At 47.8% G+C, this 23,884-nt stretch carries 20 protein-coding genes; 13 read left to right on the top strand and 7 right to left on the bottom strand.

Annotated features, from left to right (window positions below; translation table 11 throughout):
- Window positions 1-860, bottom strand: an 860-nt coding sequence (gene sbcB, locus ACN0UN_RS00460) for an exodeoxyribonuclease I (protein ID WP_417658229.1), incomplete at its 3' end; no start/stop codon positions are given.
- Between the two features lie 227 nt (window positions 861-1,087).
- Here sbcB and ACN0UN_RS00465 point away from each other — a divergent pair.
- Genes ACN0UN_RS00465 through hrpA form a run of 3 tightly spaced genes read left to right on the top strand, consistent with a single transcriptional unit; the run spans window position 1,088 to window position 6,402 of the window.
- The gene (locus ACN0UN_RS00465) at window positions 1,088-2,143 is read left to right on the top strand and encodes an isoaspartyl peptidase/L-asparaginase family protein (protein ID WP_417658230.1); all 1,056 of its coding nucleotides are present in this window, start codon (window positions 1,088-1,090) and stop codon (window positions 2,141-2,143) included.
- A 41-nt stretch (window positions 2,144-2,184) separates the two neighbouring features.
- Window positions 2,185-2,604: a CBS domain-containing protein gene (locus ACN0UN_RS00470; protein WP_417658231.1), complete on the top strand. Its 420-nt coding sequence runs from the start codon at window positions 2,185-2,187 to the stop codon at window positions 2,602-2,604.
- Window positions 2,605-2,661: 57 nt separating this feature from the next.
- Window positions 2,662-6,402 carry an ATP-dependent RNA helicase HrpA gene (hrpA, locus tag ACN0UN_RS00475; protein WP_417658232.1) on the top strand — a complete coding sequence of 1,247 codons (3,741 nt, stop codon included), beginning with the start codon at window positions 2,662-2,664 and terminating at the stop codon, window positions 6,400-6,402.
- Here hrpA and ACN0UN_RS00480 read toward each other — a convergent pair.
- The 6 genes from ACN0UN_RS00480 to ubiG all read right to left on the bottom strand — a co-directional run bounded on the left by ACN0UN_RS00480 (window position 6,382) and on the right by ubiG (window position 12,291).
- Window positions 6,382-6,648, bottom strand: a complete 267-nt coding sequence (locus tag ACN0UN_RS00480) for a GrxA family glutaredoxin (protein ID WP_417658233.1) — start codon at window positions 6,646-6,648, stop codon at window positions 6,382-6,384. The two genes, hrpA and ACN0UN_RS00480, sit on opposite strands and share 21 nt — an antisense overlap.
- A gap of 109 nt (window positions 6,649-6,757) precedes the next feature.
- Window positions 6,758-7,021, bottom strand: a complete 264-nt coding sequence (gene yfaE, locus ACN0UN_RS00485) for a class I ribonucleotide reductase maintenance protein YfaE (protein WP_128351443.1) — start codon at window positions 7,019-7,021, stop codon at window positions 6,758-6,760.
- A 7-nt stretch (window positions 7,022-7,028) separates the two neighbouring features.
- Window positions 7,029-8,159, bottom strand: coding sequence for a class Ia ribonucleoside-diphosphate reductase subunit beta (gene nrdB, locus ACN0UN_RS00490; protein WP_417658234.1), 1,131 nt, complete (start codon window positions 8,157-8,159; stop codon window positions 7,029-7,031).
- Between the two features lie 34 nt (window positions 8,160-8,193).
- The gene (gene nrdA / locus ACN0UN_RS00495) at window positions 8,194-10,533 is read right to left on the bottom strand and encodes a class 1a ribonucleoside-diphosphate reductase subunit alpha (protein ID WP_417658235.1); all 2,340 of its coding nucleotides are present in this window, start codon (window positions 10,531-10,533) and stop codon (window positions 8,194-8,196) included.
- A 379-nt stretch (window positions 10,534-10,912) separates the two neighbouring features.
- A complete protein-coding gene (locus tag ACN0UN_RS00500; protein ID WP_417658236.1) occupies window positions 10,913-11,578 on the bottom strand; it encodes an HAD family hydrolase in 666 nt (221 codons plus the stop codon).
- The gene (gene ubiG, locus ACN0UN_RS00505) at window positions 11,575-12,291 is read right to left on the bottom strand and encodes a bifunctional 2-polyprenyl-6-hydroxyphenol methylase/3-demethylubiquinol 3-O-methyltransferase UbiG (RefSeq protein WP_417658237.1); all 717 of its coding nucleotides are present in this window, start codon (window positions 12,289-12,291) and stop codon (window positions 11,575-11,577) included. The genes ACN0UN_RS00500 and ubiG overlap by 4 nt, the downstream gene beginning before the upstream one ends.
- A 145-nt stretch (window positions 12,292-12,436) precedes the next feature.
- Here ubiG and gyrA point away from each other — a divergent pair, with 145 nt between their 5' ends.
- From gyrA to pyrF, 10 genes are all read left to right on the top strand, one after another.
- The gene (gene gyrA / locus ACN0UN_RS00510; RefSeq protein WP_417658238.1) at window positions 12,437-15,079 is read left to right on the top strand and encodes a DNA topoisomerase (ATP-hydrolyzing) subunit A; all 2,643 of its coding nucleotides are present in this window, start codon (window positions 12,437-12,439) and stop codon (window positions 15,077-15,079) included.
- A gap of 4 nt (window positions 15,080-15,083) precedes the next feature.
- Window positions 15,084-16,166, top strand: coding sequence for a 3-phosphoserine/phosphohydroxythreonine transaminase (serC, locus tag ACN0UN_RS00515; RefSeq protein ID WP_417658239.1), 1,083 nt, complete (start codon window positions 15,084-15,086; stop codon window positions 16,164-16,166).
- An 88-nt stretch (window positions 16,167-16,254) separates the two neighbouring features.
- Window positions 16,255-17,361 (top strand): histidinol-phosphate transaminase, encoded by a 1,107-nt coding sequence (gene hisC, locus ACN0UN_RS00520; protein ID WP_417658240.1) that lies wholly within the window; start codon window positions 16,255-16,257, stop codon window positions 17,359-17,361.
- On the top strand, window positions 17,354-18,658 hold the full coding sequence (aroA, locus tag ACN0UN_RS00525; protein WP_417658241.1) for a 3-phosphoshikimate 1-carboxyvinyltransferase: 1,305 nt from the start codon (window positions 17,354-17,356) through the stop codon (window positions 18,656-18,658). The genes hisC and aroA overlap by 8 nt, the downstream gene beginning before the upstream one ends.
- A gap of 86 nt (window positions 18,659-18,744) precedes the next feature.
- Window positions 18,745-19,446, top strand: coding sequence for a (d)CMP kinase (gene cmk / locus ACN0UN_RS00530; protein ID WP_128351452.1), 702 nt, complete (start codon window positions 18,745-18,747; stop codon window positions 19,444-19,446).
- Between the two features lie 113 nt (window positions 19,447-19,559).
- Window positions 19,560-21,239: a 30S ribosomal protein S1 gene (gene rpsA, locus ACN0UN_RS00535; RefSeq protein WP_417658242.1), complete on the top strand. Its 1,680-nt coding sequence runs from the start codon at window positions 19,560-19,562 to the stop codon at window positions 21,237-21,239.
- A 53-nt stretch (window positions 21,240-21,292) separates the two neighbouring features.
- Window positions 21,293-21,577, top strand: a complete 285-nt coding sequence (gene ihfB / locus ACN0UN_RS00540) for an integration host factor subunit beta (protein WP_128351454.1) — start codon at window positions 21,293-21,295, stop codon at window positions 21,575-21,577.
- 77 nt (window positions 21,578-21,654) lie between these two features.
- Window positions 21,655-21,915, top strand: a complete 261-nt coding sequence (locus tag ACN0UN_RS00545; protein ID WP_417658243.1) for a lipopolysaccharide assembly protein LapA domain-containing protein — start codon at window positions 21,655-21,657, stop codon at window positions 21,913-21,915.
- The gene (lapB, locus tag ACN0UN_RS00550; protein ID WP_128351456.1) at window positions 21,915-23,072 is read left to right on the top strand and encodes a lipopolysaccharide assembly protein LapB; all 1,158 of its coding nucleotides are present in this window, start codon (window positions 21,915-21,917) and stop codon (window positions 23,070-23,072) included. Before ACN0UN_RS00545 ends, lapB begins: the two co-directional genes overlap by 1 nt.
- Window positions 23,073-23,771, top strand: coding sequence for an orotidine-5'-phosphate decarboxylase (pyrF, locus tag ACN0UN_RS00555; protein WP_417658244.1), 699 nt, complete (start codon window positions 23,073-23,075; stop codon window positions 23,769-23,771).
- Window positions 23,772-23,884: the final 113 nt, after the last annotated feature.

Here is a 23,884-nt window from a genome sequence, read left to right on the forward strand (position 1 = left end):
TCAAAAAGGTCGGCTCGGCGGCTAAATCGACGCTCAACCAGTTCGCTCTCGGACAGTGTTGCGATGTTGTCTGGATTGCAGCGCAAATCCCAATAGATAACCGTATTCGGTTGCTCTGGATGGAACGCCAGCGGCATTATGACGCTTAAATAGCCATTATTTGCGCCATAAAAGCCGCTGATATGTGCCAACGGAGTAAAAGTTGTCAGCTGCACGAGTTCTTTTACTGCCTGCTTGCGGCGCAAGCCATAGGCATAATCGAACAAGCGTGGTTGAGCAGCTTTCACCTTTTTGGCAATGGCGATGGTGGCATGCACATCAGCCATTGCGTCATGAGCCTGGCCATGTTCAATGTTATTGGCACGGGTAAGATCTTCAAGCTTCATGCTTACACGGCCATCATCATGGTACGGCCATTCGATACCTTCAGGGCGCAGTGCATAACACGCACGCATCAGATCAATTAAGTCCCACCGCGAATTATTGTCCTGCCAAGTATGCGCATAGGGATCAATGAAGTTTCGGTAAAATAAGTTGCGCGTAACCTCATCATCAAAGGCGATATTGTTGTAGCCGATAATGGTGGTGTTGGGTTCGCTCATTTGCGCAGCAATTTTTTCAGCAAAAGCTGATTCGCACATGCCTTGAGCCAACGCATGTTGGGGCGTTATACCTGTAATTAAAACGGCCTGAGGGTGCGGCAAAAAGTCAGGGGTTGGTTGACAATAAATGGTTAGGGGGCGGCCAACGGGTTCGAAATCTACAGTGGTTCGCAAACCCGCAAATTGTGCTGGCCGGTCGGTTTGTGGATTCGCACCCCAAGTTTCATAATCGTGCCAATAGAAGGTCGGCTGAGTCATCGTTTTCCTGTTACTTTGCAGCATTTACGAATATCAATAAGACTACCTTATGCACCTTTTAATGACAAAGATTAACAACGCGCTCAGACACCTATTCGATTCCACAAGGTGGTATGTGAACCAGCAACCCGCGTTAAATGGCCGCTATTTCGGGGTCGGTGTCTCTTGCTCAGGTGGCAGCAGCAAGTTAGAGTTGAAGGCTATAGTTTTTAAACGTTGAGGCAACTATGAAACAACTGAAACTCCCTACAGCTGCACGCTCGCTGTTCGTATCTGCGGTGTTGGTATCTGGTGCGGCTTTGCTTGCACCAAATGCACTCGCTCAAAACGCTGATGATAATGCTAAGTTTTCAATTGCTATTCACGGTGGTGCGGGAACCATCACGCGTGAGAGTATGACGCCTGAGCGTGAGCGCGCCTATACGGCAAAGCTCACCGAAGCCATTAACGCTGGGCACGCGGTTCTTGCCAATGGCGGCACCAGTATGGATGCAGTGGTGGCTGCTGTACAAATCATGGAAGACTCGCCACTTTTTAACTCGGGTCGCGGTGCTGTATACAATTGGGATGGGATTCATGAGTTAGATGCTTCAATCATGAATGGCGCCACTCGCGAAGCTGGGGCTGTAGCCAGTGTGAAAACCGTGAAAAGCCCTATTGCTTTGGCGCGTAAAATAATGGAAGAGTCGGTACACGTTATGCTCAGCGGCGAAGGCGCTGAAACCTTTGCGCAAGAGCAGGGCTTAGAGCTCGTTGACAACAGCTACTTCAATACCGAATGGCGTTATGAGTCGTTGCAACGCATGAAGAAACAAGTTGGCAATCCCCAAGACAAACAAGCTTGGGCGACTATGGATGATAACTTTAAATACGGCACCGTTGGTGCTGTTGCGCTGGATAAACATGGCAACTTGGCCGCCGCGACCTCAACTGGCGGCATGACCGGTAAGCGCTATGGTCGTGTTGGTGATTCACCCATTATTGGTGCGGGTACATGGGCCGACAATACCAGTTGCGCGGTTTCTGCAACCGGGCATGGTGAATATTTTATTCGCTATCAAGTTGCCGCAGATATTTGTTCGCGAATGAAATACCAGCAACTCGATGTGGTGACTGCCGGCGATACGGTAATTCATGATGTGTTGTTGCCAGCAGGTGGCACTGGGGGCGTTATTATTGTCGATAAAGACGGTAATGTGCATATGCCGTTTAATACGGAAGGTATGTACCGTGCTAAGCGCGTTGCAAATCAACCGGTTGAGGTTGCCATCTACAACGATTGACTATACTGAATGCATGGTTGGTAAATAGTGAGAGGTATACCATGCATTCATTAAAAGTTGTGGACTATATGAATCGGCATCCGGTTCGTTTTGCGCCTGACATGTCAATTGAGGCTGCGGTGTCGATATTGTTGCAAAGCAGTCAGCGTGGCGGCCCGGTAGTTGATAAACAGAACAAACTGGTGGGCTTTTTGTCCGAGCAAGACTGTTTAGCCGCGATGCTGCGTGACACCTACCACAATGAGCAAAGCGCTACGGTTAGTGATTGCATGTATCAAGGCGAAGTTGTGACCGTGGATGCAAACACGTCGGTAACCGATTTGGCGCAGCAAATGACAGCCAACAAACCGAAGATGTATCCGGTAATCAACACCGACAGGCAGTTGGTTGGGGTGATAACCCGCACGGATATATTGCGTGCAATAGACCTTCATTTACGTGATGGCTACACGCATCGTTAACATTAAAGGCTGACGCTGGTAAACTAGCGTCAGCCTTTTTAATGATTTAGGACAGACGTGCGCGCCATTCAATTTCCAGCTGACTTACCCGTTGTACAAGAAAAACAAACGATTCAAGCCGCCATTGAGAAACATCAAGTGGTGATTATCGCGGGTGAAACAGGTTCAGGGAAAACCACTCAGTTACCGAAAATGCTGCTTGAATTGGGCTATGGTAACGCCGATGAAGGGCGCATGATTGGTCACACGCAGCCACGGCGGCTAGCGGCTCGAAGCGTAGCGGCACGTATTGCGCAAGAACTCGAGACTGAGCTTGGTGCGGTGGTGGGTTATAAGGTCCGTTTTCATGACCAAACGGCACCAGGCACACGTATAAAACTCGTTACTGACGGTATGTTGTTGGCCGAGCTGCAAAATGATCGCCTGCTGTCTAAGTACGATGCAATCATTATTGATGAAGCGCACGAACGCAGTTTGAACATTGATTTTCTGCTTGGTGTATTAGCCACCATTTTACCCAAACGCCCTGAATTAAAACTGATTGTTACGTCAGCCACGATAGAAACAGAGCGATTTTCCAAACATTTTAATCAAGCACCAATTATTACAGTCAGTGGGCGCACCTATCCGGTAGAAGTGCGCTATCGGCCGCTGCAAGACGCTGACACAAGTGATGATGACGCTGATGTGGTGCAGGGCGTGTGTGATGCGCTATTAGAACTGCAGCGCGAAGCCGCAGGGGACGTATTGCTATTTGCCAGTGGCGAGCGCGAAATTCGTGATTTTGCTGAAGCGATTGGCGAGTTGAAACTGGCGAATACCGAGATATTGCCATTGTTCGCGCGGTTATCTGCAGCTGAGCAAAATAGAATCTTTCAATCGCATAGCGGTCGACGGGTTGTGATTGCAACCAACGTTGCCGAAACCTCGTTGACGGTGCCGGGAATTCGCTACGTGATTGATCCGGGTACCGCAAGGATAAGCCGTTACAGTTACCGAACCAAAGTACAACGACTCCCCATAGAGAAAATTTCACAAGCGAGTGCAAATCAGCGCGCGGGCCGTTGTGGCCGGGTGGCACCTGGCGTATGTATTCGCCTATACAGCGAAGAAGATCTGTTGGCCCGCCCGGCTTATACCGATCCTGAAATTCTGAGAACCAATCTAGCGGCTGTTATTTTGCAAATGACGTCAGCCAAGTTGGGCGATATTCGGAAATTTCCGTTTATTGAGCGCCCAGATGAACGGTATATCAATGACGGCTTAAACCTCTTACAAGAGTTGCATGCCTTAGCTTCAACTGCGCGCCCGAAGAAGAATAAGCGCGGTTACCAAGGACCACGCTTAACGGCTGTTGGGCGGCAACTGGCGCAATTACCATTGGATCCGCGTTTGGCGCGTATGGTGCTTGCGGCGAATGACTTCGGTTGCATGCAAGAAGTAATGGTGATGGTTTCTGCGTTGAGCATTCAAGATCCGCGCGAGCGCCCACAACAGGGAGCGCAGAAGGCGGATGAGTTCCACCAGCGGTTTCACGATAAAGACTCTGACTTTATGGGCTTCTTGAAGCTCTGGCAGTATTTATCAGAACTGCAACATGAATTATCTAAAACGCAATTCAGAAAGCGCATGAAGCAAGAGTTTCTGCATGTACTGCGCGTGCGTGAATGGCAGGATGTCTATACCCAGGTGCGGCAAACTGTACGTGGATTAGGGTTTCGTATCAATCAAGAACCGGCTAGCTATGAAGCAATTCATCGTGCTTTGTTAACCGGTATGCTGTCGCAATTAGGGCAGAAGCAAGAGGGGCATGAATACCTCGGCGCGCGTAATCGTAAATTCTATATTTTCCCGGGCTCTGGGTTATTCAAAAAGGCACCTAAATGGGTCATGACCGCTGAGTTAGTTGAAACTTCCCGTCTATTTGCGCGGATGAATGCGCGCATTGAGCCCGAATGGATTGAACCGGCTGCTGAGCATTTGGTAAAGCGTAACTATTTTGAACCGCATTTTTCCAAGAAGCAGGGCTCGGTAGTTGCCGATGAACAGGTGACTTTGTTTGGTTTAATCATTGTGCCACGTCGCAAGGTGCAGTTCGGGCCGATAGACGCCGTTGCTGCTCGCGAGATTTTTATCCGTGAAGGGCTGGTTCAAGGTCAGTTGAAGCGTCCATTGCCGTTTGTTGCACATAACTTAGCGTTAATTTCGCAAGTGCGTGAACTTGAAGAGAAGTCACGTAGACGAGATATTTTGATAGACGATGAAGCGCTATTTACAGCCTATGATCAGGATATTCCAGCGGGCATTTATAATGAACAACTGCTGGCGGGTTGGTGGCATACGGCTGTGAAACAGCAACCGAAGTTGCTGCAGTTTGAGCGTGACGACTTGATGGCACAAGAGGCAAGCCACGTAACGTCGCAGGATTATCCGGATACATGGCAACAGGGTAACTTAAAGCTGCATGTACGTTATGTGTTTGACCCCAACGCCGAGGACGATGGGGTGACGGTTGAAGTGCCAGTGGCGCTGCTGAATCAAGTGAAGCCCGAGGGTTTTGACTGGCTTATTCCAGCATTACGTACCGATCTTGTAGTCGCCTGGATAAAGTCGCTGCCAAAAGTATTGCGACGCAACTTTGTGCCAGCACCAAATTATGCGCAAGCTTTTATTGCCGATTGCAGCGCTGAGCTTATCGCAACGCATACGCTCGTGGATGCACTAGCGGCTAAATTGCGGCGCATGACTGGCGTGACGATACCGGCTGACGCATGGGATGCCGCGCAGATACCGCGTCATTTGAAGATGAACTTTGCGGTGGTTGATGAACAAGGTAACACGTTACGGCAGAGCCGAGATCTCGTTCAGTTACAGCAGAACATGCAGGGGCAGGTGAAAGACGCATTAAAGCAAGCCGTTGCGCAGCCACAGGAAAATCAACCGCGTGCCGCCACTGAATGGGTGTTCGGCGCGTTGCCAGAAACGCTGGAGCAACAACAGCGAGGCTATGCGATTAAGGCTTACCCTGCACTGGTTCCTGATGGTGACGGCGTGCGTCAGGAGTTGTTTGACACGCTCGCGCAGGCTGAGCAAGCGCACAAGCAAGGCCTGCGTCAACTGCTACTGGCTCAATTGCCTTCCCCGGTACGCTATTTGCAACAATCGTTGTCAAATAAGGCCAAGTTGGCGATGTACTACAACCCTTGGGGTAAAGTGGATGATTTGATTCAGGACTGTATTGTCGCTGCGCTGGACGCAATGATTGATGCCCACCCGGCAAGAGATGCCGATGCGTTTAAAGTATTATATGAGGTGGCCAGGGCAGAGCTAAATGAACGCGTGAGCGCGATTGCGCAGGCCGTTGAGCCGTGCTTGATGCAAAGTCAGGCGATTCGTAAGCGTTTAAAGGGCAAAGTGAGTCTGGACCAAATTCAAGCCCACGGTGACATTAAAGATCAGCTTGATCACCTTGTTTATAAAGGTTTTGTTAGTGATGTTGGGGTAGAGCGACTGGCGGATATTCCGCGCTACTTAAAGGCCATTGAACGGCGCTTAGAGAAGTTACCGGTTGACCCAAATAAAGATAGGTTGCACACCATAACCATTACGGATTTACAGCAAGATTATCAGGCATTGCTGAGTAAATTTCCAAAAGGTCAGAAGTTACCGGAAGGTGTACGAGATATTCGTTGGATGATAGAAGAGCTGCGAGTGAGCTTTTTCGCGCAGACTTTAGGCACCCGTTTCCCTGTCTCAGAAAAACGGGTGCGTCAGGCTTTAACGAGCGTACAAACCTAAATGCTCGCGGGCATAAACCTCAAATTCATCACAGCCACCAATGTGTTTTTCATCGACAAAGATTTGTGGCACGGTGAGTACTGGTTTACCAACCGTTTTCTCTAAGTCGGCTTTGCTGATTCCTTCGGCCTGCATATCGATGTAATTAAACTCGAAATCATCACGATTTTCTTCCAGCTTTTCAGCGATTTGCTTTGCGCGTACGCAAAACGGACAGCCTGGACGGCCAAAGATTACAGTAAACATTCGCTACTCCTCATTTCGAAAGCAATAATTGCTGCTGATTGTCCTACAAATTAGGGTCTGATTCCAATGACTTTAGTTGATTTGGGCTATCGAAAAGTTCGATAGTTGGCTATTGATTGATTTCAATATCGGTGGCAGGTACGCAACAACATGCTAAACAGTCGCCCGGACGGATAAAAGCGAGTGGGTCGTTGACGTAATTCACATCGCCGGAGACAAGCTGCACGCGGCAGGCACCACAAAAACCATTGCGGCAATGATAGTGGGGGTCTAACCCAGCTTGTTCCATAGCTTCGAGCAGGGTCGTACCTTTTGAAGCGTCAACGGTCAGCTCATGCTGACCGTTGACTTTAACCTTATAGAGCTGGCTCATAGGACGATTAGAGTTCGAAGTCTCCCAAGTCTGCAGCACTGACTTCACTGTCAATTTGGCCCACTAAATATGAAGTGATTTCAGACTCTTGTGGCGCAACTTGCACGTTGTCTGATACCAAATACTTGTTCATCCAAGGCAGCGGGTTGCTGCGTTGCTTGAATGGCGCATCGAAACCAATGGCCTCCATGCGCATGTTGGCAATGTATTCAACGTATTGGCATAACATTTCTTCATTCAAACCAATCATTGAGCCATTACGGAATAAATAATGCGCCCATTGCTTTTCTTGTTCGACAGCTTTCATGAAAATCTGTAGGGCTTCTTCGCGTAGCTCTTCAGATATCTCTTTCATTTCAGGGTCGTCTTTACCGTACTGCCATAAGTTTATAATTTGCTGAGTGGAAACCAAGTGGAGGTTTTCATCGCGGGCAATAAGGCGAATGATTTTTGAGTTACCTTCCATCAAATCGCGTTCTGCAAAAGCAAAGGTACAGGCAAAGCTGACATAAAAGCGTACCGCTTCTAATGCATTCACTGAGTTAATGCACAAGAACAACTTCTTCTTGAGTTCGCGAATCGTGACATTATGTACTTCGCCGTCTACTTCCCATTGACCTTCGCCATGCGTTTGCCACATTTGCGTATAGAAGATCAGGTCATCGTAGTACTGAGAAATGTCGTTGGCGCGTTTTTGAATTTCTTCGTTGATGACGATGTCTTCAAATACTTCACTTGGGTCAGTAAACAGGTTACGCAATATGTGCGTGTATGAACGTGAATGAATGGTTTCAAAGAACGACCAGGTTTCTACCCATGTTTCGAGTTCTGGTATGGAAACAATCGGCAGCAGCGCGATATTAGGGCTACGACCTTGCACAGAATCAAGCAACGTTTGGTATTTTAAGTTTGAAATGAAAATATGCTTTTCACTTTCAGTTAGCGCATTGAAGTCAACGCGATCACGACTAACATCAATTTCTTCAGGACGCCAAAAGAAACTGATTTGCTTTTCGATAAGCTTTTCAAAAATGCTGTGCTTTTGTTGGTCATAACGCGCTACGTTCACCGAATTACCAAAAAACATCGGCTCCAATAGCGGGTTAATTTGATTTTTATTAAACGTCGAATAACTCATAGTTTAGCGCACCTTTTACTGTTCTTCTCGAACGTTAAATTTTGCAGGCTCCGCCGGCGCAATCATCGTCTTCTTCTATTATTGCCACGGTTGCTTGTTGATTCTCTTGTTCGCGCGTTTTGGCATCTACTTTGTCACGCAAATCAACTTGATTGTCAGAAGCGCCGTCTCGGGTATTGTGGTAATACAAGGTTTTCACACCCAGTTTGTACGCATACAACAAATCCTGCAGCAACTGGCGCATAGGAACCTTGCCACCCTCAAATTTGCTTGGGTCGTAGTTGGTATTTGCCGAAATCGTCTGGTCGACGAATTTTTGCATAATACCGACAAGCTCGATGTACCCTTTATTGCTCGGAATTTGCCACAGCAATTCGTAAGCGTCTTTAAGTGTTTCGTATTCCGGCACCACTTGCTTGGTGATGCCATCTTTCGATGCTTTAATACTGATGTGTCCGCGCGGCGGTTCAATGCCGTTGGTTGCATTCGAGATTTGTGATGAGGTTTCTGACGGCATCAATGCTGACAACGTTGAATTACGCATGCCGTATTTTTTAATGCCAGCACGCAAGCCATCCCAATCTAAATGCAACGCTTCGCTGCAAACCGCGTCGAGATCTTTTTTATAGGTATCGGTAGGCATAATGCCTTTCGAATACGTGGTTTCGTTAAATTTAGGGCACGCGCCAAGCTCTTTCGCTAAATTCATAGAAGCCTTCATAAGGTAGAACTGAATGGCTTCAAATGTACGATGCGTGAGTGCGTTGGCCGAACCGTCTGAGTAACGTACACCGTGCTTCGCGAGGTAGTATGCGTAGTTAATAACACCGATACCTAAGGTACGACGCCCCATGGTGGCATTACGCGCTGCCGGCACTGGATATTCTTGGTAGTCGAGTAGGCTGTCGAGCGCGCGCACGGCTAATTCAGCCATCTCTTCTAAGTCATCCAGTGATTTGATCGCGCCCAGATTAAAGGCGGACAGCGTGCAAAGGGCAATTTCACCTTCTTCATCGTTCACGTGCGCCAACGGCTTGGTTGGCAGGGCGATTTCCAGACATAAGTTGCTCTGGCGAATCGGCGCCACTTTCGGATCAAACGGGCTATGGGTGTTGCAATGGTCTACGTTTTGCAAATAAATACGGCCGGTACTGGCGCGTTCTTGCATAAATAAGCTAAATAATTCAATCGCTTTAATACGCTTCTTACGAATCGACTCGTCTGCTTCGTACTGTTTGTATAAGCGTTCAAACTCGTCTTGATCGGCGAAGAATGCATCGTACAGACCAGGCACGTCAGACGGGCTAAACAGTGTGATGTAATCGTCTTTGATTAAGCGCTGGTACATAACCCGGTTAAATTGCACACCGTAATCCAAGTGACGCACGCGGTTCTCTTCAACACCGCGGTTGTTTTTCAGTACTAACAGGCTTTCAACTTCAAGATGCCAAAGTGGGTAGAACAGGGTGGCTGCGCCGCCACGAACACCACCTTGCGAGCAGCTTTTAACGGCTGTTTGGAAGTATTTATAAAATGGGATACAGCCTGTATGGAAGGCTTCGCCGCTGCGAATAGGGCTACCCAGTGCGCGGATGCGACCTGCATTGATACCAATACCGGCGCGTTGTGACACGTATTTCACGATAGCGCTAGCCGTTGCGTTAATTGAATCGAGGCTGTCGCCAGCTTCAATCAATACGCACGAACTGAATTGACGCGTTGGTGTGCGTACGCCAGACATGATGGGCGTTGGCAACGAAATTTTGAACAACGATGTTGCGTCATAAAAACGTTTTACGTAGCTCAGACGCGTTTCTTTCGGGTAGTTTGCAAACAAGCAAGCAGCAACCAACAAATACAAGAACTGAGCGCTCTCGTAGATTTCGCCGCTGACACGGTTTTGCACCAAATACTTGCCCTCAAGCTGCTTTACTGCGGCGTAAGAGAAATTTAAGTCGCGGGCATGGTCGATGAAATCATTCATCTGTTCGAATTCTTCTTTGCTGTAGTCATCCAGCAAATGCTTGTCATAGCGACCGCCAGCAACCATTTTTGTAACTTGGTCATACAAATGCGGTGGCTCAAATTTGCCATAGGCTAATTTACGCAAATGGAATATTGCGAGGCGAGCCGCCAAATATTGGTAATCAGGCGCTTCTTCAGAAATCAAATCGGCAGCTGCCTTGATAATGGTTTCATGAATGTCTTCAGTTTTAATGCCGTCGTAAAACTGAATATGAGATTTGATTTCAACTTGTGAAACTGACACGTTATTGAGCCCTTCGGCAGCCCAACTGATAACGCGGTGGATTTTGTCCAGATTCAGGGGTTCACGTTCGCCGCTACGTTTAGTTACGAAGAGCTGTTGATTCATGAGGCGCATCCATATTCGTTGTTGTTATGATTTGTTAGTCTAGCCACAAGATATGGTGTTTTAGGAGGTTGTTCGTGCGTTTTTTACACAATATCTTGGGTTGATTGAATGATCAGTATCCTAGCACTTATCGCACACTGATCAAGTGAATTTACTGTGGTGAAATGACTGATTTCGATCGGGATTAGTGGGGGCTTTCGCTAAAACGCTTGTCAATAAAGCGACTTAGGAAAATCAAGATATAAAAATTTATTTCTTATTATTTTTTTGTCTGTTAACACCTATGTTCAGATAACAAATTTATAAGCCACGTATAACAAGGCTTTTACAAGATTTTGGGCGTTTTTACCGACAATCCACAAGATGTTGTGGTTGAGCGTTATTTCAACCACAAGTTAGTTAGTTCTGTGGGGTGATCAATGTGCGCATCTGCGCCCCAACTATGCGGCTCATCATCCGCACTAATATAGCCATATCGTGCCAATACGGTGAACATATCGGCGCGACGACCTGCTTCAATATCGCGTTGTGCGTCACCCACGTACCAACATTGGTGCTTTGGCACGCCAAGTAACTGGGCTGCGTGCAATAACGGCGCCGGATCAGGCTTCGCAACAGTTAGCGTATCGCCACTAATAATCACCTTGATCGCCGCAAGTTCAGGATAGTGCGGAACCAGCTGGGCAGTTAAGGCATGGGGTTTATTGGTGACAATAGCCACTGCGATATCTTGGGCTTGAAGTTGCAGTAAGAGCTGTGTGACGCCATCGAATAACTGCGTATTCGCAGCAATATTACGGGCATATGCGGTTAAAAACGCGTCACGTAACTCATCGCGGCGGCGCTCGAATTCATCGCCATAGGCATAACGCAATAAACCGGCAGAACCGTGCGATGCTAAAGGCGTATAGTCTGCAGCTGACACCAGCGGGCGTTGTTCTGCCTGAAGTACTGCATTTAGTGCAGCGCCCAAGTCTGGTGCGGTGTCCAGCAGAGTACCATCCAGGTCGAATAAGACAGCTGTAGGCGCTGTTGCGCGTTTCATATTGAGTTGGGTTTGCGCAGGCATACGATATAATTCACATCCACATTGCTTTGATCAAGATAAAAGCCACGCCAGGGCAAATAGTGCATGCCCGTCATGGAAAGCGGGTCGAGACCGGCTGCATCCGACATGCGCAGCAGTTCAGAAGGTTGAATAAACTTTTGGTGCTGATGGGTGCCTTTCGGAACCCAGCCAAGTACGTATTCGGCTGCGACGATACCAAGTAACCAGGATTTCACGTTGCGATTTAAGGTCGAGAAAAACACGTAACCACCGGGTTTTACTGCATCGGCTGCCGCTTGCACGATAGCGCTCGGGTCGGGAACATGCTCAAGCATCTCCAGGCACGTGACCACGTCGAATTGCTGTGGATGCTCGGCGGCAAACTGCTCTGCAGCGATACACTGGTAATCAATTGATAATTTGCTTTCCAAGGCGTGTAAACGGGCAACCTGTAGGGATTGCTCGGCTAAATCTATGCCAGTAACTTTGCCGCCGGCGCGCGCTAAGCCTTCAGCAAGCAAGCCGCCACCGCAGCCAATATCAAGCACCTGCTTTGCAAAGACACCATCGCAATGCTGCATGATGTAATCAAGGCGCAGCGGATTGATTAAGTGAAGCGGCTTAAACTCGCCTTCGGGGTCCCACCAACGTGAAGCGATGGCACTAAATTTTTCAATTTCTGCAGGATCAACGTTCGAATTTGCTTTCATAGGGCTTCTGCTAAGGCTTAAAAGTCGGTACAGTGTACTCAACCTACAGGGATAAAAAAAGATGCGATAGCAGCCCTCTACGGGTACAATGCGTAATCTTACGAATTATAAGAAAGAAGACAGATCGTTTAGGGATATAACTACTATGAGTGATCTCGCCAGAGAAGTCGTTCCGGTCAATATTGAAGATGAATTAAAAAGTTCTTACCTCGATTATGCCATGAGTGTAATTGTAGGCCGTGCATTGCCGGACGTTCGTGATGGTCTCAAGCCAGTTCACCGTCGCGTTTTATTCGCGATGAACGAATTGCGCAATGATTTTAACAAGCCGTATAAAAAGTCAGCGCGTATTGTCGGTGACGTAATTGGTAAGTATCACCCGCACGGTGATAGTGCTGTTTACGACACGATTGTACGGATGGCACAGCCGTTCTCGTTACGTTACATGTTGGTCGATGGCCAGGGTAACTTTGGTTCTGTAGACGGTGACTCGGCAGCAGCAATGCGTTATACCGAAATTCGTATGGCTAAAATTGCCAGCGAACTGCTCTCCGATCTCGACAAGGAAACGGTCGACTTTGTGCCAAACTATGACGGCACAGAACAAATTCCAGATGTATTGCCAACCCGTGTTCCCAACCTATTAGTAAACGGCTCGTCCGGTATTGCGGTAGGTATGGCGACCAATATTCCGCCGCACAACTTAACCGAAGTTGTAAATGGCTGTTTGGCAATGATCGATAATCCGGATATTCAAATTGAAGAATTGATGGATTATATACCTGGCCCTGACTTCCCAACTGCGGCAAGTATTTCAGGTCGTGCAGGTATTATTGAAGCCTACAAAACTGGGCGTGGCCGCATTCATTTGCGTGCAACCGCCGAAGTTGAAACCGACAGCAATAACCGTGAAGCCATCATCGTTACGGAAATTCCGTACCAGGTGAACAAAGCCCGGTTGATTGAGAAAATTGCTGAGTTGGTTAAAGAGAAACGCTTAGAAGGTATCAGCGGTTTACGCGATGAGTCTGACAAAGACGGCATGCGCATTGTTATCGAACTAAAACGTGGTGAAGTGGCTGAAGTTGTTCTGAATCACCTGTATGCCAATACCCAAATGCAAGTGGTATTCGGTATTAACATGGTTGCTTTGGATAAAAACCAGCCACGCCTGTTTAACCTGCGCGACATGCTTGAATGCTTCATTCTGCACCGTCGTGAAGTGGTTACCCGTCGCTCGGTATACGAGTTGCGTAAAGCGCGTGAGCGGGCACACATCCTTGAAGGGTTAGCGATTGCGCTGGCTAACATTGATGAAATTATCGAATTGATTCGCCGTTCACAAACTGCCGCTGATGCAAAAGCTGGATTAAGCGGCCGTGCTTGGAACCTTGGCGATGTAGCAGCAATGCTTGAACGCGCTGGTGTTGACGCGGCGCGCCCTGATCACCTTAGTGCTGAATTCGGTATTCGCGATGGCCAATATTACTTAACTGAAGAACAAGCCCAAGCGATTTTGGACTTGCGCCTACACAAGTTAACAGGCCTTGAGCACGAGAAAATTCTTGAAGAATACAAATCGTTGCTGCAACAGATTGAAGAGTTGCTGTACATCTTGAATAACTCAGAACGTTTGATGGAAGTTATCCGTGAAGAGTTAGAAAAGATTAAAGCTGAATATGGTGACGCGCGCCGCACAGAAATTACTGCCGCTGCCCACGATATCAGCATGGAAGACCTGATTAATGAAGAAGACGTGGTGGTGACGTTGTCACATCACGGTTATGTGAAGTATCAACCATTAACTGAATATGAAGCGCAACGTCGCGGTGGTAAAGGTAAGTCTGCCACGAAGATGAAAGACGAAGACTTCATTGAACGGTTATGGGTTGCCAATACACATGACACGATTCTGTGTTTCTCAACGCGGGGTCGTATTTACTGGATGAAGGTTTATCAATTGCCGCTGGCAACACGCACTGCGCGCGGCCGTCCAATTGTAAACTTGTTGCCGCTAGAAGCTGATGAGCGTATTACCGCTATTCTGCCAACGCGTGATTATCCGGACGACAAATATATTGTTATGGCCACTCGCAAGGGTACGGTCAAAAAGACGCCAATGGAAGCGTATTCGCGTCCGCGCAGTGGCGGTATCATTGCCCTGAACTTGAATGAAGGCGATGAGCTGATTGGTGTTGACGTGACCACGGCCGGTGACGAGATCATGTTGTTTTCTGATGGTGGTAAAGTGGTGCGCTTTAGTGAAGATCAAGTACGCTCAATGGGTCGTACAGCAACAGGTGTACGCGGTATTCGCCTTGCTGAAGGGCAAAGCGTGGTATCACTCATCGTGCCACGAACCATTGAAGACGAAGTGCCAAGCATTCTTACTGTAACTGAAAACGGGTTTGGTAAACGTACACCGATTACCGATTACCCGGCGAAGAGCCGCGCCACCAAAGGTGTCGTTTCAATTAAAGTCAGTGAACGGAATGGCCTGGTTGTTGGTGCCATGGAAGTGGTTGAAGCCAACCAGATTATGCTTATCAGCAACAAGGGCACGTTGGTACGAACGCGCGTTGTTGAAGTGTCGGTAGTAGGGCGTAACACGCAGGGTGTTCGCTTAATTCGTACCGGTGCAGATGAACAAGTTGTCGGCATGCAGCGTATTGATGAAGTTGACGAAGATGATGAAACCGATGCGTTGCTGAACGAGCCAGTAGAAGGCGAAGATAGCAGCGAACCATTAGACGATGATGCGGACGATGGCGCAGTAACTGAGGAATAATTGCATGGGTGCCCCGTTTAACTTTTCTGCGGGGCCGGCAATGCTGCCGGCAGAAGTTATGAAACAAGCCCAAGAGGAATTCCTTAACTGGAACGACTTGGGCATTTCAGTACTCGAAATTAGTCATCGTGATCCTGCGTTTGTTCGGCTTGCCGAGCAGGCCGAGCAGGATTTGCGCGACTTAATGGCTATTCCCGACAATTACCGCGTGTTATTTATGCATGGTGGCGGGCGTGGACAATTCAGTGCTGTGCCACAGAATATTGCCGGGCCAAACGCTACGGTGGATTATTTGAATTGTGGCATTTGGTCTGAGTTTGCCATTCGTGAAGCCAAAAAGTATGTGCACCATGTCAACGTGGTGGGTGCTGCAGTTCAAACCGACCAGGGCAAAGCGATTGCGTCAGCCGATGCGTGGCAACTTTCAGAAAACGCTGCCTACTTTCATTATTGTCCGAACGAGACAGTTGATGGCATTGCAGTGCATGAAATACCCGATGTAGCAGCGCCGCTGGTTGCTGATATGTCCTCGAATATTCTCTCTGAACCGCTTGATGTCAGCCGTTTTGGTGTCATTTATGCGGGCGCACAAAAAAATATCGGGCCATCAGGTTTTGCTATTGCGATTGTGCGTGATGACTTGCTCGGGCATCCGCAGGGCAATACCTCAACCATCATGGATTATACAGTGCAAGCCAAGGAACGTTCGATGTATAACACGCCGAACACCTTCGCCTGGTACTTGTCAGCGCTTGTATTTCAATGGCTCAAACGCCAAGGTGGCATTGCTGCCATGGGGCAAATGAATCATGCGAAAGCGGCCAAACTGTATGACTTTATTGACAGTTCTGACTTCTATAGTAATCCAGTTAACCCTAACTATCGTTCAATAATGAACGTACCATTCTTGCTAGCGGATGAACGCCTCGACGGTGAATTTTTGCAGCAAGCCCAACACGCTGGGTTGTTAGGATTAAAAGGCCATCGGTTTGTCGGCGGCATGCGCGCGAGCATTTATAATGCGATGCCGATGGCAGGCGTTGATGCGTTGGTTGAATTTATGCGCGAATTTGAGCGTAAGGCCTAAAAACATAAAAGCGTTATTGGTTGTTCGTTAATCGTTGTTCGAGTGGCGAAAACCAATAACGAATAACGAACAACGAGTAACCAATTATATGACTGATTTTAACGCAAAAGAACTGGCGAACCCTGGGGTTCGTACGCTAAGCCCATATCAAGCGGGAAAACCGATTGAAGAGGTTGAACGTGAGATTGGGATTAAGAATATTATTAAATTGGCCTCTAATGAGAACCCGCTGGGTTTGAGTGAGAAGGTGAAGCAGGCATTGCAGGATGCTTTGCAAGGTCTAGCCCGTTACCCTGATGCAAATGGGTTTTATCTAAAGACTAAATTGGCCGAAAAACTCGGTGTAAATACCAACCAAATCACTTTGGGTAATGGCTCGAACGACGTGCTGGAGCTGTTGGCCCGCACGTTTGTGAACGCCAGCCACGAAGTTATCTTCGCGCAACACGCTTTCGTCGTTTATCCTCTCGTCACTCAAGCTATTGGTGCCAAAGGCATTGCGGTGCCTGCGAAAGACTATGGCCATGACTTGCCAGCAATGTTGAAGGCGATTACGCCGAATACGCGGATGATTTTTATTGCCAACCCAAACAACCCAACCGGCACGTTTCTCAGTAAAGAAGAACTGGCAGACTTTATTGCAAAGGTTCCTTCCAATGTATTGGTGGTGCTGGACGAAGCGTATTATGAATATGTTGAAGCCTCAGAGCGCGCGCCATCAGTAGAGTGGGTGGCACAGTATCCGAATTTAATCGTTAGCCGTACATTTTCTAAAGCTTATGGGCTTGCCGGGCTGCGGGCAGGGTATGCAATTTCGCATCCTGAAGTGGCTGATTTAATGAACCGCATTCGTCAACCGTTCAATATGAACAGTTTAAGCCTGCGCGCAGCCGAAGTGGTGCTCGATGACCAAGCCTACCTTGATGAGTCCATTCGCGTTAATCAAGAAGGTATGAAACAGTTGGTGGCGTTTTGCGAGCAGAGCGGCTTAAATTATATTCCTTCTCACGGCAACTTCTTGACCATTGAAGTGGGTGATGCAGCGGCAGATTTTTATCAAAAGCTGTTGCATGCCGGAGTGATTGTACGCCCAGTTGCCGGTTATCAGTTGCCGCGCCATTTGCGCGTAAGCATTGGTCTGCCAGCAGAAAATCAGGCATTTATTGATGCCATGACGACCCTATTGCATGGCTGATACAGGTTCAATTACCCTCAAAAAACTACGGCAATGTCATGGTAACGTGACCTTGCCGGGTTCCAAAAGTATTGCGAACCGTGCGCTGCTGATGGCTGCGCTATGCGCGTCAGGGCAAAACACGGTGCTCACCAACGTGTTACGAAGCGATGACACCCAGCGCATGTTAGAAGCCTTGGGCGAGTTGGGGGTTGCTGTTGCAATTGCTGAGCATGATCCAACGCACATCACCGTGTCTGGCTGTGGTGGAAATTGGCCACAGCATCCTGAAGCATTAGATTTAGGTAACGCGGGTACCGCTATGCGGCCGCTACTAGCGGTGCTGAGTGCAACCTTGCATGGTAATCGTTGCATACTCACGGGCGATGCACGCATGCAAGAACGCCCCATTGCGGCGCTGATTGAATCGTTGCGCGCCGGCGGTGCACACATTGACTGCATGCAGCAGGAAGGTTACCCACCGCTGGAGATTTCCGGTGGCTTAACCAGTGGCATGATTGAAATTGATGGCACCGAGTCCAGTCAATATATTTCAGCCCTATTAATGGCGTTGCCGTTACTGAAAACCGACAGCGTACTCAAATTAACGGGTACCGTGGTTTCATGGCCATATATTGAGCTAACGTTGTCAATGCTTGAACGCTTTGGCATTGTTGTGCACCAAATTTGCCGCCAGGAATTTATGATTCCAGGGCAGCAGGTTTACCAAAGCCCTGGTGTTTACTGGGTAGAAGGCGATGCCAGCGCAGCATCTTACTGGCTCGCAGCGGGTGCTCTTGGCGGCGGACCACTGACGGTTCATGGCGTGGGACGACATAGTATTCAAGGCGATGTAAAGTTCGCTGATTATTTAGCTCAAATGGGCGCCCAAGTAACCATTGAAGAACATTCTATTACCGTCAAAAAGGGTGTTTTGCGTGCGCTTGATGCCGACCTAAATGCGATTCCTGATGCCGCAATGACGTTTGCCACACTCGCATTGTTTGCGCAGGGGACGACCCACATTCGTAATATTGCCAATTGGCGCATTAAAGAAACCGACCGTTTGCAAGCGATGGCTGCAGAACTGCGTAAGGTAGGCGCGCATGTTGTCGAAACCGAAGACGCAATTTCAATTACGCCACCGGCTCACTTGCAACATGGAATTATTGAAACTTATAACGATCATAGAATGGCCATGAGTTTCGCATTATTGGGTTTTAGCGAGGTGGGAGTGACCATTTTGGACCCGAATTGTTGCCGTAAAACCTATCCAAATTTCTTTACTGAATTTTGCCAAATCACGCAAAGTTCATGAACATTTCACCGAAGTATCACCAATTTAGGATGCAATTTTCTGCCAGTTCCGTATAATTGCCGCGCTTTTATTTGGTAGAGGATCGCATGACCAAAAACACACCCGTTATCACGATTGATGGCCCGAGTGGCTCTGGCAAAGGAACTGTCAGTCGCATTCTTGCGGATAAACTCGGTTGGCACCTGCTCGACAGCGGCGCAATTTATCGCGTTTTAGCATTGGCTGCTTTGCATCATGGCTTTGCACCGGATGATGAAGAAAGCCTTGTAGCATTAGCTGGTTCATTGGATGTGAAATTTGATGTCGAAGAAGATCCGGAGCTAACGCACATTATTCTGGAAGGCGAAGACGTCACCATGACTATTCGTACGCAGGATGTGGCGAATATGGCCTCTAAAGTAGCAGCTTTACCGCGCGTCCGTGAGGCGTTATTGCGTCGTCAGCGAGCTTTTAAAGAGTTACCTGGCTTAGTTGCAGACGGCCGCGATATGGGCACTGTGGTGTTTAAAGATGCTGCGGCAAAAATTTTCTTAACTGCTAGCGCCGAAGAGCGTGCAAGGCGCCGCTTTGAGCAATTGCAGGAAAAGGGAATAGATGCTAAAATTGACCAATTAATCACCGAAATTCGCGAACGCGATGATCGGGATACCAACCGCTCGGTTGCACCAATGCGTGCTGCTGAGGGTTCGCTATTTATAGATTCAACGAATTTGAGCATCGATGATGTGGTGGATCAAATTCTCGAGTTTGCCCACGGCAAGCTCTCCAAATCTGAGACCGGCAGCTAATAGTAGTTGCCAGCTTAGGCGTCTGTAGCAAGGAATGCGAACAGATTAATTTGAACAACCCCGCCATTCGGGAGTGCTTGGTGGACGTACTTAACTGAAAGTAGTTAACACATATGACAGAAAATTTTGCACAGCTGTTTGAAGAAAGCCTAAAGACGGTCGAAACTCGCCCGGGTTCAATTGTTAAAGGCACCATCGTTGCGATTAACCGCGACGTAGTACTTGTAGACGCAGGCCTGAAATCTGAAAGCGCTATCCCTGTTGAACAATTCCGTAACGCTGAAGGCGTTGTAGAAGTTCAAGTTGGCGACCAGATTGATGTAGCTCTTGACGCGGTTGAAGATGGTTTCGGCGAAACAATCTTGTCACGCGAGAAAGCGAAGCGTTACGAAGCTTGGTTACAGCTGGAAAAAGCTTATGAAGACCAAGAAACTGTTACCGGTTTAATTAGCGGTAAAGTTAAAGGTGGCTTCACTGTTGATTTAGGTGGCGTTCGTGCGTTCTTACCAGGTTCATTGGTAGACGTTCGTCCAGTTCGTGAAACGACACACCTGGAAAACAAAGAATTAGAGTTCAAAGTTATCAAGCTTGACCAGAAGCGCAACAACGTTGTTGTTTCACGTCGTGCAGTGATTGAAACTGAGAACAGTGCAGAGCGTGATGAACTGCTTGAAAATCTGCAAGAAGGCCAAGAAGTTAAGGGTATCGTTAAGAACCTGACTGATTACGGCGCATTCGTAGATTTAGGCGGCGTTGACGGCTTGTTGCACATCACTGATATGGCTTGGAAGCGCGTTAAGCACCCAAGCGAAGTGGTAAATGTTGGCGACGAAATCAATGTAAAAGTATTGAAATTCGATCGCGAACGTACTCGTGTATCACTCGGCCTGAAGCAATTAGGCGCTGATCCATGGGCTGATATCGCAGCACGTTACCCTGAAGGGCATCGTTTGACAGGTCGTGTGACCAACTTAACTGACTACGGTTGCTTCGTTGAAATCGAAGAAGGCGTTGAAGGTTTGGTTCACGTATCTGAAATGGATTGGACCAACAAAAACGTACATCCTTCTAAAGTTGTTAACTTGGATGACGTTGTTGAAGTTATGGTTCTTGAAATCGACGAAGAACGTCGTCGTATTTCACTTGGTTTGAAACAGTGTAAAGCTAACCCGTGGGAAGAGTTCGCGAAGAACTTCAACAAGGGCGACAAAGTTTCAGGCAAGATCAAGTCAATCACTGACTTCGGTATCTTCATCGGTCTTGATGGCGGTATTGATGGTTTGGTTCACTTGTCAGACATCAGCTGGAACGCTACTGGCGAAGAAGCGGTTCGCGACTTCAAAAAAGGCGAAGAAGTTACTGCTGTAGTTCTACAAGTTGACGCTGAGCGTGAGCGTATCTCGTTAGGTATTAAGCAATTAGAAGAAGATCCGTTCAACAATTACCTAGCGGCCAACAAAAAAGGTGCTATTGTTAAAGGTAAGGTCATCGAAGTTGATGCCAAAGGTGCCAAAGTTGAGCTAGGTGATAGCGTTGAAGGTTATGTTCGAGTTGCTGATATTTCACGTGAGCGCATTGAAGATGCAACCACTGAATTGAAAGTTGGTGACGAAGTTGAAGCTCGTTTCATGGGCGTTGACCGTAAGAACCGTACCTTAAGCCTGTCAATTCGTGCTAAAGACGAAGTTGAAGAGAAAGAAGCTCTTGATACAGTGAACAGCAAGCAGTCAGACGATGCTGACTTCACTAACGCAATGGCTGAAGCTTTCAAGGCGGCTAAAAGCGACGATTAATACACGCTTTATGTGAACCTGAAGGCATTGACGCATTAGTAGAGGAGCATGTGATGACAAAATCGGAACTGATTTCCCAGTTAACGAAGTTGTACCCAGAGCTTTCTCCGCGTCAGGTTGAAGATGCGGTGAAGGAGCTTATCGAACAGATGGCGCAGTATATGGCCTCTGGTGGGCGTATCGAAATACGTGGATTCGGAAGTTTCTCACTGCATTATCGGGCACCACGTGAAGGGCGTAATCCGAAAACTGGTGAAAAAGTGCAGCTTGATGGTAAATACGTGCCGCACTTTAAACCGGGCAAAGAACTGCGAGAGCGGGTCGATAATATCGGATAATTTTAACGTCGAGTTAACGAGAACGGCATGCTATAGTAAGCATGCCGTTTTTTTATATGCGCGAGACAGGAAAGAATATGATTCGATTCGTTTTTGTTAGCCTTCCTTTGATTGTACTATTTCTGATTGCAGTGGCATTTGGCGCGCTCAATAAGCACGTAATTGACGTTGATTTTATTGTGGTACAGCAGCAAGTAAGCGTAGCTGCCTTGGCTGCGATATTTTTAGCGCTAGGCTTTATTATTGGTTTATTAAGCATGCTCGGTGCGCAACTCATGTTACGACGTGATCTGCGCAAGGTGAAAAAACAATTGGTGAGTTCTAAGAGCGCGCCGTAATGTTAGAGCTACTGTTTCTTCTGCTTCCGGTTGCAGCTGCCTATGGTTGGTTCATGGGGCGTAACAGCGTTCGCAATGAAAACCGTCAAGAGCAAGAACAGTTCTCGCGTCAGTATGTTACGGGTCTTCATTTACTCCTCTCTGATCAACCCGATAAAGCAGTCGATTTATTCATCGAGTTACTTGATGTCGATTCCGATACGTTGGAAACACATTGGGCCCTCGGCAAGTTATTCCGGCGCCGCGGTGAGCTTGATCGCGCCATAAAAATTCATCAAAACTTAACCTCGCGTCCGGCGATTAGTGAGCAAGAGCGACGTCAGGCGATGTTCGAACTTGGCTTGGATTATTTAGCTGCGGGCATTTATGACCGTGCTGAAGAAATGCTGCTGGCTTTGCAGAGCGATAAACAATTTCGTGAGGCATGCCAACGTCACTTGCTGGAATTGTATGAGTCGACTCATGAGTGGGATAAAGCGATAAAAGTTGCGCTGAAATTAATGCGTTACGATCGCAGTGCCGAAGTGTTGGTTGCGCAATTGTATTGTGAGCTTGCCGAACGTCAAAATGACACTGAACACGCGGAAAAATACTACCTTAAAGCCCGCCAACATGACCCTGATTGTGTTCGCGCAGCATTGGCCTTAGGGCGTATGTGGTACAACCAAGGTGCGTATCGCAAGGCACAAAAATTATTGGTTGGTATTTTAGATGAAGATCCTGAATTTATTAGTGAAGCCTTGCCGCTTATAAAAGCTTGTTACGATGAACTGGACGACGTTGGTGGTTTGATTCAGTTTCTGCATAAGTGTATAAAAAGTGCCCATTCAACCTCTGCGGCAGTGATGTTGTCGGAAATGATTGCACGTGAAAACGGCATTGAAGCGGCCGAGCAATTTGTGCAGAACACCTTGATGGAAAACCCAACCATGAAGGGTTTCCATAAACTGATGGACTTTCATATTCGCGCGGCAGACATAGGTAAAGCCCGTGATAGTTTAAAAATGCTACAACGCATGGTGCAACAGCAAATGAAACAGCGGCCGAAGTACCGTTGTCGGCATTGTGGGTTTTCAGGAAGTACCTTGTATTGGCATTGCCCGTCGTGCCGTACGTGGGGTGAGATTAAGCCTATTATTGGTTTAGATGGAGAGTAAATGACAACGCAAACAACCGTATTTGTGGCACTTGATTATGCCGATGCAGAATCAGCCTGGCCCTTGATTGATAAATTGTCACCGCAAGAATGTGGTTTAAAGGTAGGTAAAGAGTTGTTTACCAGCGCAGGCCCTGATTTTGTTCGCGAGCTGGTAAAGCGCGGGTTTAAAGTATTTTTGGATTTGAAATTCCACGATATTCCAACCACGGTGAAAAAGGCGGTGCGTGCCGCAGCTGAGCTCGGTGTTTGGATGGTTAACGTGCATGCCAGCGGCGGTAAACGCATGCTTGAAGCTGCGCGCGAAGCCGTCGCCGATATGCCGAATCCACCGTTGGTGATTGCCGTGACGGTATTGACCAGCATGACCGAAGACGACCTACTAGAAATCGGCATTAACAGTTCCGCCAAACAACATGTATTGCATTTGGCTAAGTTGGCGAAGTCGGCCGGGCTTGACGGCGTGGTTTGTTCAGCATGGGAAGCGGAAGCTATTGCTGATGCATGTGGTCATGACTTCATTCGGGTTACACCAGGTATTCGTCCGGTGGGTGCTGCGCAGGGCGATCAACGTCGCATCATGACGCCACCTGAAGCGGCTGCGTTAGGTATTGAAGTATTGGTTATTGGCCGGCCAATAACGCAGGCAGATAACCCAGTAGCAGCACTACATGCGATTAATCAATCGCTGACGGCTTAATCCGTAATATTTCTTAGCTACATTTTGTACCAGCAGATACACTCCTAACCATGCACGAACTTATTGATCTTGCATGGTATGTGGCGCTATAAGCGCCGCAACATTTTAGTTAA

Origin of the sequence: Pseudidiomarina sp. (genome assembly GCF_048267825.1) — a bacterium.
Classification (GTDB): Bacteria; Pseudomonadota; Gammaproteobacteria; order Enterobacterales; family Alteromonadaceae; genus Pseudidiomarina.